Source organism: Natronococcus sp. JC468 (genome assembly GCF_012163165.1).
Lineage (GTDB): Archaea > Halobacteriota > Halobacteria > Halobacteriales > Natrialbaceae > Natronococcus > Natronococcus jeotgali.
On sequence record NZ_JAAVUO010000016.1, the window covers coordinates 1 to 14,058 of the forward strand.

A 14,058-nucleotide genomic window follows, 5' to 3' on the forward strand; every position below is an offset into this window, starting at 1 on the left:
CGAAGCGCCCGTGAGCAGAGAGTGGTGAGCGAGCCCTGCGAGCGAACCCGACGAGAAAAAGGTACGTCTGCTCGCCGACGTAACGATTCCTGCCGAGGACGTCGTCCTCACTCGAGTCCGGCGATCCCGGCCAACTTCTCGCCGGCGGTGACTGCGGATTCGCGGGTCAGCGAGTAGATCACGCCCGAGGCAGTCGCGGCGACCGATTGGCGGCGCTCGAACGTGTCGGGCGAGTACACCGTTCCCAGCTCGTCCCCCTCGGCGACGCGGTCGCCGACGGCCACGCCGGGCGCGGGTTCGAACAGCCCCGAGCGGTCGGCCCCGACGCGTCCCCCGTCGTCGTACAGCACCGTCTGCGAGGGGGGATCGGACGGCTCCGCGCGGAGCATCCCGAGTTCGCCCAGCACGTTCCGGATCCCGTCGGCACCCCGTCGGGCCGCCTCGAGATCGACCTGGCGGCTGTTCGAGAGTTCGGGAACGATCGCCGTCGTTCCGGCCAGCCGCGCGGCCGCCCGGAGCGTTCCCGTATACTCCTCGAGAGGGCGCTCCGGCCCGGGATCGGTCATGAGGTAGTCGGCGCCGAACACCGACGCGAGCCGGCGCGAGTCGCGTTCGCCGCCCTGGAAGCGGACGTGCTCGAGCATGTCGGCGGTGCCGCTGTGGAGGTCGACGACGACGTCGGCGGTCGCGATCAGCTCCCAGAGGCTGGCGACTGCCCGCTCCTGGAGGGTGCCGCCGTCGTCGCCGGGCCACACCCTGTTGAAGTTCGGGTTGACCGCGTCGACCGCCTGCGGGGTCACGTAGGAGCCGTGGTCGAACGCGAGGCTGTTGACCACCGGGACGGCGACCACGGTCCCCGCGAGTTCGGCCTCGAGCAGGGAGTCGTGGAGCCGGCGCAGCGCCGCGGCGCCGTTGAGCTCGATCCCGTGCTGTGCGGCCTGGAGGTACGCCGTCGGCCCCGCTCCGCCCTCGTAGCGGTGGACGGTCACCGAGACTTCGGATCCCGACGGGAGCCGCGCGAGCGCTCGCTCCGCGACGGAATGAGAAACGCTCTCGTGTTCCATACCCGATGGAGCCAGCCCCGCGGCTTGTAGCTTTGGTCGGCGGCCCGGAACCGAGTTTTAAGAGAGCTCCGGCGCTATACGGGGGTGTGAAACGCACGATCCACACGGACGACGCGCCCGAAGCTGTCGGAGCGTACAGCCAGGCGACGACCGACGGAGACGTCCTCTTTACGGCGGGACAGCTCCCGATGACCGCCGACGGGGAGTTGCTCGACGACGCGTCCGTCGCCGACCAGACCAGGCGGTGTCTCGAGAACGTCGAAGCGATCCTCGAGGCCGAGGACGCCTCGATGGCGGACGTCCTCAAGATGACGATCTTCCTGAACGACATCGACGACTTCGAGGAGTTCAACGAGGCCTACGGCGAGTTCTTCGACGAGGAACCCCCGGCCCGAAGCGCCCTCGAGGTCGGCGAGGTGCCGAAGGGAGCCGCCCTCGAGGTCGAGGCGATCGCGACGCTCGAGTAACGCCCGCTCGCACCGCTTCTCGCCGAACTTCCGGCCCGACAGCGACGGCCGCGAGCGAACCGGGGCGTCGGTCCCTGCGAGACGATCCCCCTCTCGCGGCCGCGAACCTCTACGTGATGAGTCGGTGATACGACGCGGTTGCCACGGCCGTCTCTCAGCGGCCGAACGGACGACGATGACGACGAAGGACGCAGCGACGCCCTCAGTACTCCTCGCGGAGGAACTCGACCACCGCGGCGGGCTCGGCGTCGAGGCCGCCGCCCTGGGCGAGTGTCTCGCCGCCGCCGCCACCGCCGCCGAACGCCGCGGTGACGTCCTCGACGATCCCGCTCGCGTCCGTCTCGCCAGTCGTCGCCGCCGCGACGAACGCGCTCCCGTCGACACCGGTCAGCACGACGACGTCCCCGAGCTCGCCGGCGCGCTCCCGTGCCTGGTCGGCGGCGTCGTTCGGCCCGACCCCGTCGACGTCGAGCTCGCCGACGACCCACCGCTGGCCGTCTCGCTCCGTCGCCTCCTCGCCCAGCGCCTCGAGTCGGTTCTCGAGCAGTCGGCTCCGCAGTTCGGCGAGCTCGTCCTCGAGTTCGGCGTTGCGCCGGGCGACGGCGCTGGCTCGCTCGGGCAGCTCCTCGATCCCGGTCTCGAGGGCCCGCGCCGCCCGGTTCGTCGCCCGCGCGCGGTCGGTTCGGGCTCGGATCGCGGTCGGCCCGACCGCGTACTCGACGCGGACGAGGTCGGCGCCGGGGTTCGAGATATCGAGCACCGCGATCGGGCCGATTTCGATCGTGTTCCGGACGTGGGTCCCGCCGCAGGCCGCGATATCCCAGCCGTCGATCTCGACGACCCGGACGGTGTCGGCCCGTTCGGCGTTCTCGGTGACGTTGAAGACGATCTCGTCGTCGGCCCTGGCCCGCTCGGCGTCCATCTCCCGCCAGGTAACCTCCCGGGAGTCCCAGACGGCCTCCGCGAGCAGGCGCTCGAGCGAGCGGGCGTCGAGCGCGTCGGGGTTCCTCGTCTCGAAATCGATCCGACACTTCTCGGTTCCGATGTCGAACCCGCCATAGCCGTGGTCCTCGAGCAGCCGTCGGCCGGCGCCGTACAGCAGGTGGCTGGCGGTGTGTGCGCGCATACAGTACGTGCGAAAGTCCTCGTCGATCGAGCCGTCGACGGTTTCGCCCGCGCCGAACTCGGGGGTCGACGCCAGCTCGTGGACGACCGCGCCGTCCCGCGTCTGGACGTCGACGACCTCGATCCCGTCGATCGTCCCCCGATCGGCGGGTTGGCCGCCTCCCTCGGGGTAGAAGTAGGTTTCCTCGAGTCGGACGTCGGTGCCGTCGACGGAGCGAACCGACCCCTCGAACTCGGTCACGGCGGGCTCCGCGGCGGCGCGGCTCTCCGTGGCAGTCGGTGTCATCGTCACGAGTATGGCGGCAGCCCCGTATAAACCGTACGGGACGGCCGGACTGGCAGTACTTTCATGTCCGGGCCGGGACCACGGTTGGTATGAAGTACCACGATGCGATGGCCGCCCTCGAGTCGTTACAACGGCGGCGACCGAAACTCGGGACGGAGACGACCGCGGCGCTGCTCGCGGAACTGGACCACCCCCACGAGGACGTCGACTGCGTCCAGATCGCGGGCTCGAACGGGAAGGGAAGCACGGCGCGGATGCTCGAGCGAGTCCTCCGGGAGGCGGGATACGACGTCGGGCTCTACACCTCGCCGGACCTCGACGACGTGCGCGAGCGGATCCGCGTCGACGGGCGCAAGATCCCGAAGGCCCGGGTCTGCGCGCTCGTCGCGGAACTCGAGGACGCCGTCGAACGGCTCCGCGAGGCCGGGGATGCCCCGACGTACTTCGAGGCGTTGACGGCGCTTGCGCTCTCGCACTTCGCGGCCGAGTCGGTCGACGTCGCCGTCCTCGAGGTCGGCATCGGCGGGCGCTACGACGCGACGAGCGCGGTCGACCCGGTCGCGAGCGCGGTCACGAGCGTCTCCCTGGAGCACACGGACCTGCTCGGCGAGACGATCGAGGAGATCGCCCGCGACAAGGCCCAGGTCGCCCCCGCCGACGCCCCGCTCGTGACCGGCGCCTCCGGCGCGGCCCTCGAGGCGATCCGGACCGAAACCGACGTCGTCTCGGTCGGTCCGGACGAGGCCGACGTGATCGCGACCGAGGAGGGGCTGGCGTCGCCGATCGAGAGCGCCGTCTCGATAACGGCGCCGGAGTGGGCGGTCGAGACGAACGTTCCCCTTCCCGGGCCCCACCAGGGAACCAACGCCGGCGTCGCGGCCGCGCTGGCCGATCAGCTCGCGCCCGTCGATCCGAAGACGATCGGGCGCGGGCTCCGCAAGGCCCACTGGCCCGGTCGGTTCGAGGTCGTCTCGAGGGCGCCGCTTACGGTGCTCGACGGCGCGCACAACCCCGGGGCCTGTGAGACGCTCGCGGACGTCCTCGAGCGCTACGCGTTCGAGGACCTCCACCTCGTCTTCGGGGCGATGACCGAGAAGGACCACGAGGGGATGGCCGCGGCGCTTCCCGCACCCGACGCGGCGTACCTCTGTCAGCCGAACGTCCCGCGGTCCGCCGAGCTCGACGTCCTCGCCGACGCCGTCGGCGATCGCGCGGGGCGAATCGACCGCTCGGGGTCGGTGCTCGAGGCGGTCGAGCGCGCCCTCTCGCGCGCCGACGAGGACGACTGCGTGCTCGTCGCGGGATCGCTGTACGCGGTCGCGGAAGCGCGCGACCGCTGGTCCCGGCTGCAGGTGCCGAAACGGACGGCGACCGAGCGGGAGGCCCGCGCCGTCCTCGAGGGGATGGGGCTCGAGTCCTCGACCGTCGAGGCGACCGCCGAACGGAGCGTCGGGCGGACGGTAAAGACGTACCTGCGCGAGCCCCAGGTAGACCGGGTCCGAGAGGCGTTCGCGGCGATCGGCGGCAGCTGTACGCTCTCGCGAACCGAGACCTCCACCCGGCGGGTGACGACGGTGCTCTCGGGAACCGACGCCCAGTTCCGGGCGCTGATCGACGAGCTCGCGGCCGACGAGCTCGGACTGGCCCACGTCGCGACCCAGCTTCGGGCGGTCCTCGAGGACGCCGACCGCGAGGGCGACGGCGGCCGACTCCCGTGGGACCGGGAGACGGCGGTGATGGGCGTGCTGAACGTCACGCCCGACAGCTTCCACGACGGCGGCGAGTACGACGTCCTCGAGGACGCGGTCGCCCGCGCGGAGGCGATGGTCGAGGCCGGCGCCGACGTGATCGACGTCGGCGGCGAGTCGACGCGGCCCGGCGCCGATCCGATCTCGGCCGCCGAGGAGATCGACCGCGTCGTTCCGGTACTCCGACGTATCGAGGATCTCGAGGTGGCCCTCTCGGTCGATACCCGAAAGGCCGCGGTCGCCGACGCGGCGCTGGAGGCCGGCGCTGACGTCGTCAACGACGTCTCCGGACTCGAGGACCCCGAGATGCGCTTCGTCGTCGCCGACCGCGACGCCTCGCTCGTCGTCACCCACAGCCTGGAGACGCCCGTCGACCCCGACCGCAGCGTCGCCTACGACGACGTCGTCGAGGAGGTCCTCTACGACCTCCGGGAGACGGTGCTCCGGGCCGAACGCGCCGGGGTCGATCGGGATCGGATCGTCGTCGATCCGGGGCTCGGGTTCGGCAAAGGGCCCGAGGACTGTTTCGCGTTGCTCGATCGGCTCGGGGAGTTCCGGGCGCTGGGCTGTCCGCTCATGGTCGGCCACTCCCGCAAGTCGATGTTCGAGCGCGTCGGCTGCGAGCCCGGCGAGCGACTTCCGCCGACGGTCGCGGTGACGACGCTCGCGGCCGCACGCGGCGCCGACGTCGTTCGGGTCCACGACGTCGCCGCGAACGACGCCGCGGTTCGAACCGTCCGGGCGACGAACGGTCGGTAGTCGCCCGCGCCGCGCGGGGCGTACACCGGGTCGCGGATCACTCGGACGAGCGCTCGACAGTACGCTTATGGGACTCCCTTGAGCAGTATGGTACATGATCACGCCGCCCAACGACGCCGGCAGACCGAAGGCCGGACGCACCGCCGACCGCCGACACCCTCGCAACCGATCCGAGTGCTAAGCGATGGCGATCACAGTCAAAGCGTACGCGGAACACGAGCGACTCGCCTTGGTCCCGACGTTTCGACGCGACGAGGATCTCCAGATCACGGTCCTGACACAAGCCAACACCGATCCCGGATCGAACGTCTTCCCGTTCCGGTTCGAGTACGACGACGTCGGCGAACTCGAGGGGTACCTCGAGGACGATCCGACCGTCGACGAGTTCGAGCTCGTCGACGAGGGCGAGGAGACCCACATCTACTACATCCAGCACGCCGAGCGAACGAAGCTCCTGAGTCCGGTCGTCACGCGGGTCAACGGCTTCATGTCCTCGGCCGAGACGAAGTGTCGGGGCTGGTTCCTGCGGCTCCAGCTCCCCGATCGGGAGGCGCTGAACACGATCTGGGAGTACGCCGAGGAGTACGGCGTGAGCTTCGAGATCGTCGAGGTGTACGGTCGTCCGCGAAACGAGACGAACGTCGCCTACGGGCTGACCGAGGAGCAGGTGGAGGCGCTGACGGTCGCCTACCGGTGCGGGTACTTCAGCGAACCCCGGGAGATGGCGCTGAGCGACGTCGCCGACGAGATCGGACTCTCCTCGACCGCGATGAGCGGACGGCTCCGCCGCGGGATGCGAAACCTGATCGCCGCGGCGCTGCTGGACGACGAGGGCGTCGACTGATCCCGTCGCGGAGCCGGCGCGAGAGGGAGTCGGCTACCCGCTCGAGTCGACGACCTCGTTTCGCAGCGTGCCGACGCCCTCGTAGGTGATCTCGACGGCGTTGCCGGGTTCGACCAGTCCCGGGTTCGCGGGACTGCCGAAGGCGACGACGTCGCCAGGACGGAACGTAAAGCGCCTCGAGAGGTACGAGACGATCTCGTAGGGGTCGAACAGCATGAGCTCCGTGTTCGCCTCCTGACGGCGCTCGTCGCCGACATCGGTGTGCATGTCGATCCCCCGCGGGTCGAGGTCGGTCTCGAGCCACGGTCCGAGCGGCCCGGAGCCGTCGAAGGCCTTCCGCGCCGTGCGACCCTGCTGGTCGAGCGCGTCGACGTCGTTCATGATCGTGTACCCGCGGACGACGTCGGGCACCTCCTCCTCGGCGACGTCGTGACAGCGCTCGTCGATGACCGCGGCGAGCTCGCCCGCGTAGGTCAGCTCCTCGGTGAACTCGGGGTACTCGATGGGGTCTTCGTGGGCCAGCAGCGACGCCGGCGGCTTGATGAAGAAGTCGGGCTCCTCGGGGCGCTCGTACTCCATCTGGTCGAGCGTCTCGGCGTAGTTGCGCCCGACGCAGTACATCGCCGAGGGCTCGCAGGGCGGGAGGAGGTCGCCGTCGACGCCGACCTCGTACTCGTCGCCGTCGGCGCGAACGACGCCGTCCTCGTACCGTCCGGTTACCGGTCCGTCGGCCGTTTCGATTCTCGCGAGTCGCATTGGCGGTGGTCGTCAGTCCAGCGGTGTAGGTGTACCGATCCGATTTCGGACGTGTCGGCTTTACCCGTGTTACCCTTTTCCCGCTGCTCGTCGGAGGACGCTTCGCATGAGCGAGTACGACACCGACGTGCTGGTCTCGGCCGACTGGGTCGAGGACCGCCTCGAGGAGTTCCAGGCCGACGATCCCGACTACCGTCTCGTGGAGGTGAACAGCCCCGAATCGCCCGATGAAGGCGACTTCCCCTCGCGGTACGACGAGGGCCACATCCCGGGTGCGATCGGGATGCAGTGGGACGAGGACCTCTCCGATCAGGACCAGCGGGACATCCTCAAGAAGGAGGACTTCGAGCAGGTCGTCGGCGACCGCGGCATCGGCGAGGAGTCGACGGTCGTCTTCTACGGCGACGGCTGGATCCCCAACTGGTTCGCCCTGTTCGCCTACTGGGAGTTCAAGTACTACGGCCACGAGGACGCCCGCGTCTTAGACGGCGGGAAGGACTACTGGGTGAACGAGGACTACCCGCTGACCGACGAAGAGCCCGACTTCGATTCCGTCGAGTACACTGCGAAGGGTCCCTTCGAGAGCATCCGCGCGTACAAGGACGACGTCGACAAGGCTCGCGAGGCCGGCATCCCGATGGTCGACGTCCGCTCGCCCGAGGAGTTCTCGGGCGAGGTCATCGCCCCCGAGGGCCTCGGCGAGACGGCCCAGCGCGGCGGGCACATCCCCGGCGCCTCGAACGTCCCGGTGAAGACGAACCTGCGCGACGACGGCCGGTTCAAGGACCCCGACGAACTCGAGGAACTGTACGCCGACTCCGGAATCGACGGCGACGAGTCGGTCGTCACCTACTGCCGGGTCGGCGAGCGCTCGGCGATCGCCTGGTTCGCGCTCCACGAACTGCTCGAGTACGAGGACGTCCACAACTACGACGGCTCCTGGACCGAGTGGGGGAATTTGATTCGAGCGCCGATAGAGAAGGGGGAGAATTGAGCTGCGGAGCGGCGAAGCCGCGGAGCAAAGCGAAATCCTCCCGAAGGCGAGCGGGGAGCGCAAGCGACCCGCGAGAAAGGGGGAGAACGACTGAATAGTGCGAGACCGGAGGTCTCGCAGACCATTCGCGCGGTTTTACCGCGCGAAGACGAAGCGAGGGAGCTCTTTCGGGAGCCAGCGGGGTGTGCGAGCCGAGGCCCTCCCGTCGTATACGGGCCCTCGAGCGCGCGACCGAGAAGGTCCCGTCCTCGAACCGCTACCCGCGACTCGAGGGACCGCGCTCGAGCGCCGCGTCGAACGGTGGGGCCGTTATTCGCTCGGCTCGTCGTCGACCTCCCACTCGAGTGTGACGGTGATCTCCTCGCGGTCGCCCCCCAGCATCGGCGATCGTTCCTCGACCTCGATCCCGTATTCGAGCGTCGAGGACGGCGTCAGCGCCAGCGTCTTGTTGCCGACGTGGATGTCGATCGGTCCCTGCCCGCGGATCTCTCGAGCGATGTCCTGCAAGAGGTCGGCTGCTTCGTCGCGCGAGACGTCCTCTTCGTAGTCCGTCTTCTCTGCCATGTACGTGTTGCCACCGGGCTGACGTATATAAGTTGGCGGCGAAGTCGCAGGCCCGAGACCGACGGTACCGACCGAATACGTGCGGGTTTCGGGCGCGGATCGCCGCCCGCTCCGAGCCGCGGGGCCCGCGTCGAACAATCCTTATCGTGGTATGGGTACACGGTACAGTCGTCTATGAAGAAGCTCATCAACGAACCGAGGGCGGTCGTCGACGAGATGCTCGAGGGGATGGTCGCGGCGCATTCGGGCCTGCGGCGGCTCGAGGGTACCGAGGTCGTCGTCCGGGCAGACGCCCCCGTCGAGGGGAAGGTCGGGATCGTCACGGGCGGGGGCAGCGGCCACGAGCCGACCCACGCCGGGTACATCGGCGACGGGATGCTCGACGGCGCGGCCGCGGGCGAGGTCTTCACCTCGCCGACGGCCGACCAGCTGAGCGAGATGATCCAGGCCTGCGACGGCGGCGAGGGGGTGTTCTGCGTCGTCAAGAACTACGAGGGCGACGTGATGAACTTCGAGACCGCAATCGAGATGGCGGAGATGGAGGCGGATACCGACGTCGAGTACGTCGTGGTCGACGACGACGTGGCGGTCGAGGACTCGCTGTACACGTCGGGTCGTCGCGGAGTCGCCGGGACGATCTTCGTCCACAAGGTCGCCGGCGCGATGGCCCACCGGGGCGCCGACTTAGCGGAGATCGAACGCGTCGCCGAGAAGGCAACCGACCGCGTCGGCACGATGGGGATGGCGCTGACGTCCTGTGTCACGCCTGAGAAGGGCGAACCGACGTTCGACCTGGGCGAGGACGAGATCGAGCTGGGGATCGGCATCCACGGCGAGCCCGGCACCGAACGCACCGAGACCATGTCGGCCGACGAGATCGCGCAGCGGCTCACGGAGGCCGTCCTCGAGGACCTCGACCTCGAGTCGGGTGCCGAGGTCGCAACCATCGTCAACGGGATGGGCGGGACGCCGCTGATGGAGCTGTACGTGGTCAACCGCCGGCTCCAGGAGCTGCTCGAGGACCGCGGCCTCGAGACCTGGAACACCCGCGTCGGCGACTACATGACCTCGCTGGACATGATGGGGTGTTCGATCACGGTGCTCGAGCTCGACGACGAGCTGAAGGAGCTGCTGGCCGCTCCGGCCGAGACGCCGGGACTGACCGTGACGGAGGGCTGAGATCCGGATGGACCGAGAAACGCAGGCCGAGGCGATCCGCGAGGCGACGGCCGCGATGGCCGACCGGATGGCGGCGGAGAAGTCCACCCTGACCGAACTCGACTCCGCGATCGGCGACGCCGACCACGGCGCGAACATGAACCGCGGGTTCCAGGCCGCCCTGGAGCGACTCGAGGACGCCGACGACGCTCCCGCCGAGCTGGTCAAGACCGTCGGCGTCGCGCTGGTCTCGGAGGTCGGCGGCGCAGCCGGCCCGCTGTACGGCGGGTCGCTGATGAAAGCGAGCGGGGAGCTCGAGGACGGGATCACCGCCGAGTCGTCGGTCGCCTTCGCCGAACGGTACCTCGAGACCCTCGAGGAGCGGGGCAAGGCCTCCGTGGGGGACAAGACGATGGTCGACGCGGTTACGCCCGCGGTCCACACCTACAGGAAGGCGATCGAGGTCGACGATCGCGACCCCCTCGAGGCGCTGGGCAAGGCCGTCGACGCGGCCGAGCGCGGCGTCGCGTTCACGACGCCGATACGCGCCAGAAAGGGTCGGGCGTCCTATCTCGGCTGGCGCTCCGTCGGCCACCAGGATCCCGGCGCGACGAGCACGTACTACCTGCTCGAGGAGCTGCTCGCGGTCGCCGAGGAGTACCTGAACGGCGACGTCGAGGTCGACGCCGAAGCCGACGTCGATCCCGAGGAGCTCGAGGAACCCGCTCTCGAGGACGGGGCGGACGGAGGCCCCTGATGGTCGGCATCGTCGTCGTCTCCCACAGCCGACGAGCCGCCGAGGGGATCCGCGAGATCGCCCGCGAGATGGGCGGCGACGCCCGGATCGAGGCCGTCGGCGGCACCGAGGACGGCCGCGTCGGGACGACGCCGGGGCCGATCCGCGAGGCGATCGACGCGGTCGCCGGCGATGGTGGGGGCGTCGTCGTCCTCGTCGACCTCGGCAGCGCCGTCATGAACGCCGAGCTAGCGATCGAGGAGGCCGACACGACAGAGGCAGTCGTCGCCGACGCACCGGTGCTCGAGGGCGCCCTCAACGCGGCCGTGGCGGCGACGTCGTCGACCGCGACCGTCGAGACGGTCCGCGAGGCCGCCGAAGAGGCGGCCGAAGTGTCGAAGCTGTAGCGTCACTCCTCGACCACGAGGTACGTGCGGGCGCCGCGGCGCTCGAGGGAGACGCGGTCGGTCTCGAGGTTCGCCTCGACGTAGGTCCGGATCTCGTCGAGGTGGAGCGAGGAGACGTCGACTCGGCGTCGCGGCGAGTCGACCGTCGCGGCGGCGTCGGTCGGCTCGGTTCGCTGGCTCCGGGCGTCGATCCGCACCACGGTCTGGGACATACCTATCGATCGGGCGGACGGAACGTCAATCCGAGCCGTCCGGAGTGAAAGTGAAAGTGCGGGACGGCGGATCGGGCGTCCAATTCGATCGGCTCGGTGGGCTACTCGAGGGGTTTGACCGAAACGGTCGTCGACCCGTCGGGAGTCTCGAGCGCGACCGTCTCGGCGATCGCCTCCCGCGCTCGCTCCCGCCACGCGTCGACCGCCTCGGCGTGTCGCTTTCGAACCCGTTCGGTTTCGTCCGACGACGCGTCCTCGCGTTCGTCCTCGAGGGCGGGATAGCTCGCGACCGCGTCGTCCTCGAGGAGCGTCTCGGGATGGACGTGGACGGCACCGGTTACGCGGGCGTCGTCGGCGCGGTAGACGTGAATCCGGGCCCGCATTCGTCCGTGAAACGGCGGCGTCACCCGGAGGACCGCCGCGCCGGGGTTCTCTCGCCCGTAGACGAAGGCGTCGACGACGTCGTCTCTCGAGACGGCGATCGAGCGGATCGCCGACGGGTCCGCGTCGGCTGTCATCGATCCGCCCTACGGCTGCCGCAGTGTTAACGGCGGCGAGTCGTCGCTTCGGAGCCGTCGACCGACGCGTTCGAGCCGACCCCGGCGATAGAATAGCTAGTCCTTGATGTGTCGGGCGGGCGACGGTCCGTACGATGTGGACCCAGCGGGACGCGGGTGCGCCGAACGTCGTCGCTGTCGCGGGAGAGTCGCCGTTCGCAACCCCGTTCGACGACCCGATCCTCATCTTCGGGCTCGCGATGGTGATCTTTCTGGTCGCGCCGCTGGCGCTCGAGCGGTACCGCCTCCCCGGGATCGTCGGGATCATCCTGGTCGGCGCGGCGATCGGCCCCAACGGCGTCCACCTGCTCGAGCGCGACGCGACGATCCAGCTGCTGGGCGAGGTCGGGCTCGTCTACCTGATGTTCGTCGCGGGACTCGAGATCAACCTCGACCAGTTCGTCGAGTACAGGGATCGCAGCGTCGTCTTCGGGTTGCTCTCCTTTCTCGTCCCGCAGGCAGTCGGCACCGTCGTCGGCGTCTTCGTCCTCGATCTCACCGTCGCAGCGGCGTCGCTGTTCGCGGCTATCTTCGCCTCGCACACGTTGCTCGCCTACCCCGTCGTCAACCGCCTGGGAATCGCGACCAACGAGGCCGTAACCGCGACGATCGGCGGGACGATCCTGACGGACACCCTGGCCTTGCTCGTGCTCGCGGTCGTGATCGCCGCCACCGACGGAACGCTCGACGCCGCGTTCTGGCTACGGCTCGGTGTCGGTCTGACCGCCTTCTTCGTCGGGGTCTGGCTGCTCGTGCCCCGGCTCGGACGGTGGTTCTTCCGCGGCCGCGCGGAGGAGAGCTACTTCGAGTTCCTGTTCGTCATGGGCGTCCTCTTTCTCTGTGCGTTCCTGGCCGAACTCGTCGGCGTCGAACACATCGTCGGCGCCTTCCTCGCCGGGCTCGCGCTCAACCGACTGGTTCCGGAGACGGGCCCGCTGATGAACCGCATCGAGTTCGTCGGCAACGCCCTCTTTATCCCCTTCTTTCTGCTGTCGGTCGGGATGCTCGTCGACGTCCGCGTCCTCTTTGCGGGCGCCGACACGCTGGCCATCGCCGGCTCGTTGCTCGTCATGCTCTTTCCGACGAAGTACGCCGCGGCGTGGGCGACCGGACGGCTCTACGGCTACGACCGCGACGAGATCCGAAGCATGTTCGGACTCTCGATCGGCCAGGCCGCGGCCGCGCTCGCGATCGTCCAGATCGGCTTCGAGACCGGCGTCCCCGGGTTCGATTTCGCGATGATCAACGCGGTCGTGGTGATGATCCTCGTCGTCAGCGTCGTCAGTCCCGCCGTCGTCGAGCGCTCCGGCGGCGTCCTCGCCCGAACCCGCGAGCAACGACCCTACGACCCCGACGAGACCCCACAGCGGATCCTCGTTCCGGTTTCCAGCGAGTCACGGTACGCCGAGTCGCTGCTGGATCTCGCCTTCGCGATCCGTGATCCCCGCGTCGGGGAGCCGGTGCACGCGGTTTCGGTCGTTCGGCCGGAGTCGACCGCGCGAACCCGATCCCAGGTCGCCGCGGCCGAGGACCGGCTCGCGGACCTCGAGGAGTACGCCGCGGGCGCCGAGGTACCGATCGAGGGTCACGCGCGGGTCGACCACAACGTCGCCTCGGGAATCGTCCGCTCGGCGCTCGAGAACCGGATCTCGACGCTGGTCATCGGCTGGGACGGCGCCCGATCGCGGGAACAGCGGATGTTCGGCCACACCATCGATCAGGTGTTGCGCCGAACCACCCAGCTGACGCTGGTCGGGCGCGTCCACGACCCCCTCAACGCGACCCGACGGATCGTCCTGATCCTTCCGCCGGGGATCGACCGTAACGACGGCTTTCCGGAGGCGCTGCGCACGGTGAAGCTCCTCGCCGAGCGAACCGGAGCGCCGATCCGCGTCCTCGCGGTCCGCGACGACCCCGAGCAGTTCGCGGACGCGCTCTCGGGCGTTGATCCCGGCGTTTCCGAGACGCTCGAGTCGGCGGTCGACTGGACGGCGCTTCGCTCGCGGCTGCGCGAGGCGGTGCAAGCCGAGGACCTCGTCGTCTGCGTGAGCTCCCGCCGGGACGATCCCGGCTGGCACCCCGAACTCCAGACGCTGCCGAAGCACATCTCCCGGCTCACTGAGGGGAACTTCGTGATCATGTACCCCGCGACCGAGGAGCGCGAGGACGATCGGCGGTTCCTCCGGCTCGAGTAGCGACCGGGATCGGCGTCACCCGGGAGTCCGCCCGTCGCCGAACGGCGTCGCGGCTCCGTGATTCGACGGAACCGATACGCTGGGGCGCCTCGGCCGGCGAGAGGGCGGTATACTGAGTTGCGTGTGGCTGAGAACCCGAAAACAATATCAGAAAATGTGATTATACTGAGTAAAAATTATTGTTCG

The 14,058-nt window shown here is 69.3% G+C and carries 14 protein-coding genes; 8 read left to right on the top strand and 6 right to left on the bottom strand.

From position 1 onward, the window contains the following. Positions 1–107: 107 nt before the first annotated feature. Positions 108–1,064, bottom strand: coding sequence for a succinylglutamate desuccinylase/aspartoacylase family protein (locus GWG54_RS11025; RefSeq protein WP_167937822.1), 957 nt, complete (start codon positions 1,062–1,064; stop codon positions 108–110). A gap of 86 nt (positions 1,065–1,150) precedes the next feature. On the opposite strand from GWG54_RS11025, the gene GWG54_RS11030 reads away from it, so the two are divergent. Continuing rightward, positions 1,151–1,531, top strand: a complete 381-nt coding sequence (locus GWG54_RS11030; RefSeq protein WP_008423786.1) for a RidA family protein — start codon at positions 1,151–1,153, stop codon at positions 1,529–1,531. A 202-nt stretch (positions 1,532–1,733) separates the two neighbouring features. Here the strand turns inward: GWG54_RS11030 and GWG54_RS11035 are convergent, their stop codons facing one another. Beyond that, positions 1,734–2,942, bottom strand: coding sequence for a DHHA1 domain-containing protein (locus GWG54_RS11035; protein ID WP_167937823.1), 1,209 nt, complete (start codon positions 2,940–2,942; stop codon positions 1,734–1,736). 89 nt (positions 2,943–3,031) lie between these two features. Here GWG54_RS11035 and folP point away from each other — a divergent pair, with 89 nt between their 5' ends. Further along, complete coding sequence (folP, locus tag GWG54_RS11040; protein ID WP_167937824.1) at positions 3,032–5,449, top strand: dihydropteroate synthase; 2,418 nt, start codon at positions 3,032–3,034, stop codon at positions 5,447–5,449. Positions 5,450–5,633: 184 nt separating this feature from the next. After that, on the top strand, positions 5,634–6,293 hold the full coding sequence (locus tag GWG54_RS11045; RefSeq protein WP_167937825.1) for a helix-turn-helix domain-containing protein: 660 nt from the start codon (positions 5,634–5,636) through the stop codon (positions 6,291–6,293). Positions 6,294–6,326: 33 nt separating this feature from the next. Here GWG54_RS11045 and GWG54_RS11050 read toward each other — a convergent pair whose 3' ends face one another. Next, entirely contained in the window at positions 6,327–7,049 is a 723-nt protein-coding gene (locus GWG54_RS11050; RefSeq protein WP_167937826.1) for a fumarylacetoacetate hydrolase family protein, read from the bottom strand. A gap of 106 nt (positions 7,050–7,155) precedes the next feature. Here GWG54_RS11050 and GWG54_RS11055 point away from each other — a divergent pair, with 106 nt between their 5' ends. Then, positions 7,156–8,043, top strand: a complete 888-nt coding sequence (locus GWG54_RS11055) for a sulfurtransferase (RefSeq protein WP_167937827.1) — start codon at positions 7,156–7,158, stop codon at positions 8,041–8,043. Between the two features lie 309 nt (positions 8,044–8,352). Here GWG54_RS11055 and GWG54_RS11060 read toward each other — a convergent pair whose 3' ends face one another. Further along, positions 8,353–8,607: an amphi-Trp domain-containing protein gene (locus GWG54_RS11060; protein ID WP_167937828.1), complete on the bottom strand. Its 255-nt coding sequence runs from the start codon at positions 8,605–8,607 to the stop codon at positions 8,353–8,355. Between the two features lie 174 nt (positions 8,608–8,781). On the opposite strand from GWG54_RS11060, the gene dhaK reads away from it, so the two are divergent. The 3 genes from dhaK to dhaM are packed head-to-tail and all read left to right on the top strand — an operon-like array spanning position 8,782 to position 10,908. After that, entirely contained in the window at positions 8,782–9,786 is a 1,005-nt protein-coding gene (gene dhaK / locus GWG54_RS11065; RefSeq protein WP_167937829.1) for a dihydroxyacetone kinase subunit DhaK, read from the top strand. Between the two features lie 7 nt (positions 9,787–9,793). Next, positions 9,794–10,522, top strand: coding sequence for a dihydroxyacetone kinase subunit DhaL (gene dhaL, locus GWG54_RS11070; RefSeq protein WP_167937830.1), 729 nt, complete (start codon positions 9,794–9,796; stop codon positions 10,520–10,522). After that, the gene (gene dhaM / locus GWG54_RS11075; RefSeq protein ID WP_167937831.1) at positions 10,522–10,908 is read left to right on the top strand and encodes a dihydroxyacetone kinase phosphoryl donor subunit DhaM; all 387 of its coding nucleotides are present in this window, start codon (positions 10,522–10,524) and stop codon (positions 10,906–10,908) included. Before dhaL ends, dhaM begins: the two co-directional genes overlap by 1 nt. A 2-nt stretch (positions 10,909–10,910) precedes the next feature. On the opposite strand, the gene GWG54_RS11080 is transcribed toward dhaM, so the two are convergent. Further along, entirely contained in the window at positions 10,911–11,120 is a 210-nt protein-coding gene (locus GWG54_RS11080) for a hypothetical protein (RefSeq protein ID WP_167937832.1), read from the bottom strand. A 101-nt stretch (positions 11,121–11,221) separates the two neighbouring features. Then, positions 11,222–11,638: a hypothetical protein gene (locus tag GWG54_RS11085; RefSeq protein WP_167937833.1), complete on the bottom strand. Its 417-nt coding sequence runs from the start codon at positions 11,636–11,638 to the stop codon at positions 11,222–11,224. A 134-nt stretch (positions 11,639–11,772) separates the two neighbouring features. Here GWG54_RS11085 and GWG54_RS11090 point away from each other — a divergent pair, with 134 nt between their 5' ends. Continuing rightward, on the top strand, positions 11,773–13,872 hold the full coding sequence (locus GWG54_RS11090; RefSeq protein ID WP_167937834.1) for a cation:proton antiporter: 2,100 nt from the start codon (positions 11,773–11,775) through the stop codon (positions 13,870–13,872). Positions 13,873–14,058: the final 186 nt, after the last annotated feature.

Bases quoted from the DNA above. Each gene is read 5' to 3' on its own strand.
- GWG54_RS11025 (WP_167937822.1), bottom strand. From the start codon at position 1,064: ATGGAACACGAGAGCGTTTCTCATTCCGTCGCGGAGCGAGCGCTCGCG.
- GWG54_RS11035 (WP_167937823.1), bottom strand. From the start codon at position 2,942: ATGACACCGACTGCCACGGAGAGCCGCGCCGCCGCGGAGCCCGCCGTG.
- folP (WP_167937824.1), top strand. From the start codon at position 3,032: ATGAAGTACCACGATGCGATGGCCGCCCTCGAGTCGTTACAACGGCGG.
- GWG54_RS11045 (WP_167937825.1), top strand. From the start codon at position 5,634: ATGGCGATCACAGTCAAAGCGTACGCGGAACACGAGCGACTCGCCTTG.
- GWG54_RS11050 (WP_167937826.1), bottom strand. From the start codon at position 7,049: ATGCGACTCGCGAGAATCGAAACGGCCGACGGACCGGTAACCGGACGG.
- GWG54_RS11055 (WP_167937827.1), top strand. From the start codon at position 7,156: ATGAGCGAGTACGACACCGACGTGCTGGTCTCGGCCGACTGGGTCGAG.
- GWG54_RS11060 (WP_167937828.1), bottom strand. From the start codon at position 8,607: ATGGCAGAGAAGACGGACTACGAAGAGGACGTCTCGCGCGACGAAGCA.
- dhaK (WP_167937829.1), top strand. From the start codon at position 8,782: ATGAAGAAGCTCATCAACGAACCGAGGGCGGTCGTCGACGAGATGCTC.
- dhaL (WP_167937830.1), top strand. From the start codon at position 9,794: ATGGACCGAGAAACGCAGGCCGAGGCGATCCGCGAGGCGACGGCCGCG.
- dhaM (WP_167937831.1), top strand. From the start codon at position 10,522: ATGGTCGGCATCGTCGTCGTCTCCCACAGCCGACGAGCCGCCGAGGGG.
- GWG54_RS11080 (WP_167937832.1), bottom strand. From the start codon at position 11,120: ATGTCCCAGACCGTGGTGCGGATCGACGCCCGGAGCCAGCGAACCGAG.
- GWG54_RS11085 (WP_167937833.1), bottom strand. From the start codon at position 11,638: ATGACAGCCGACGCGGACCCGTCGGCGATCCGCTCGATCGCCGTCTCG.
- GWG54_RS11090 (WP_167937834.1), top strand. From the start codon at position 11,773: ATGTGGACCCAGCGGGACGCGGGTGCGCCGAACGTCGTCGCTGTCGCG.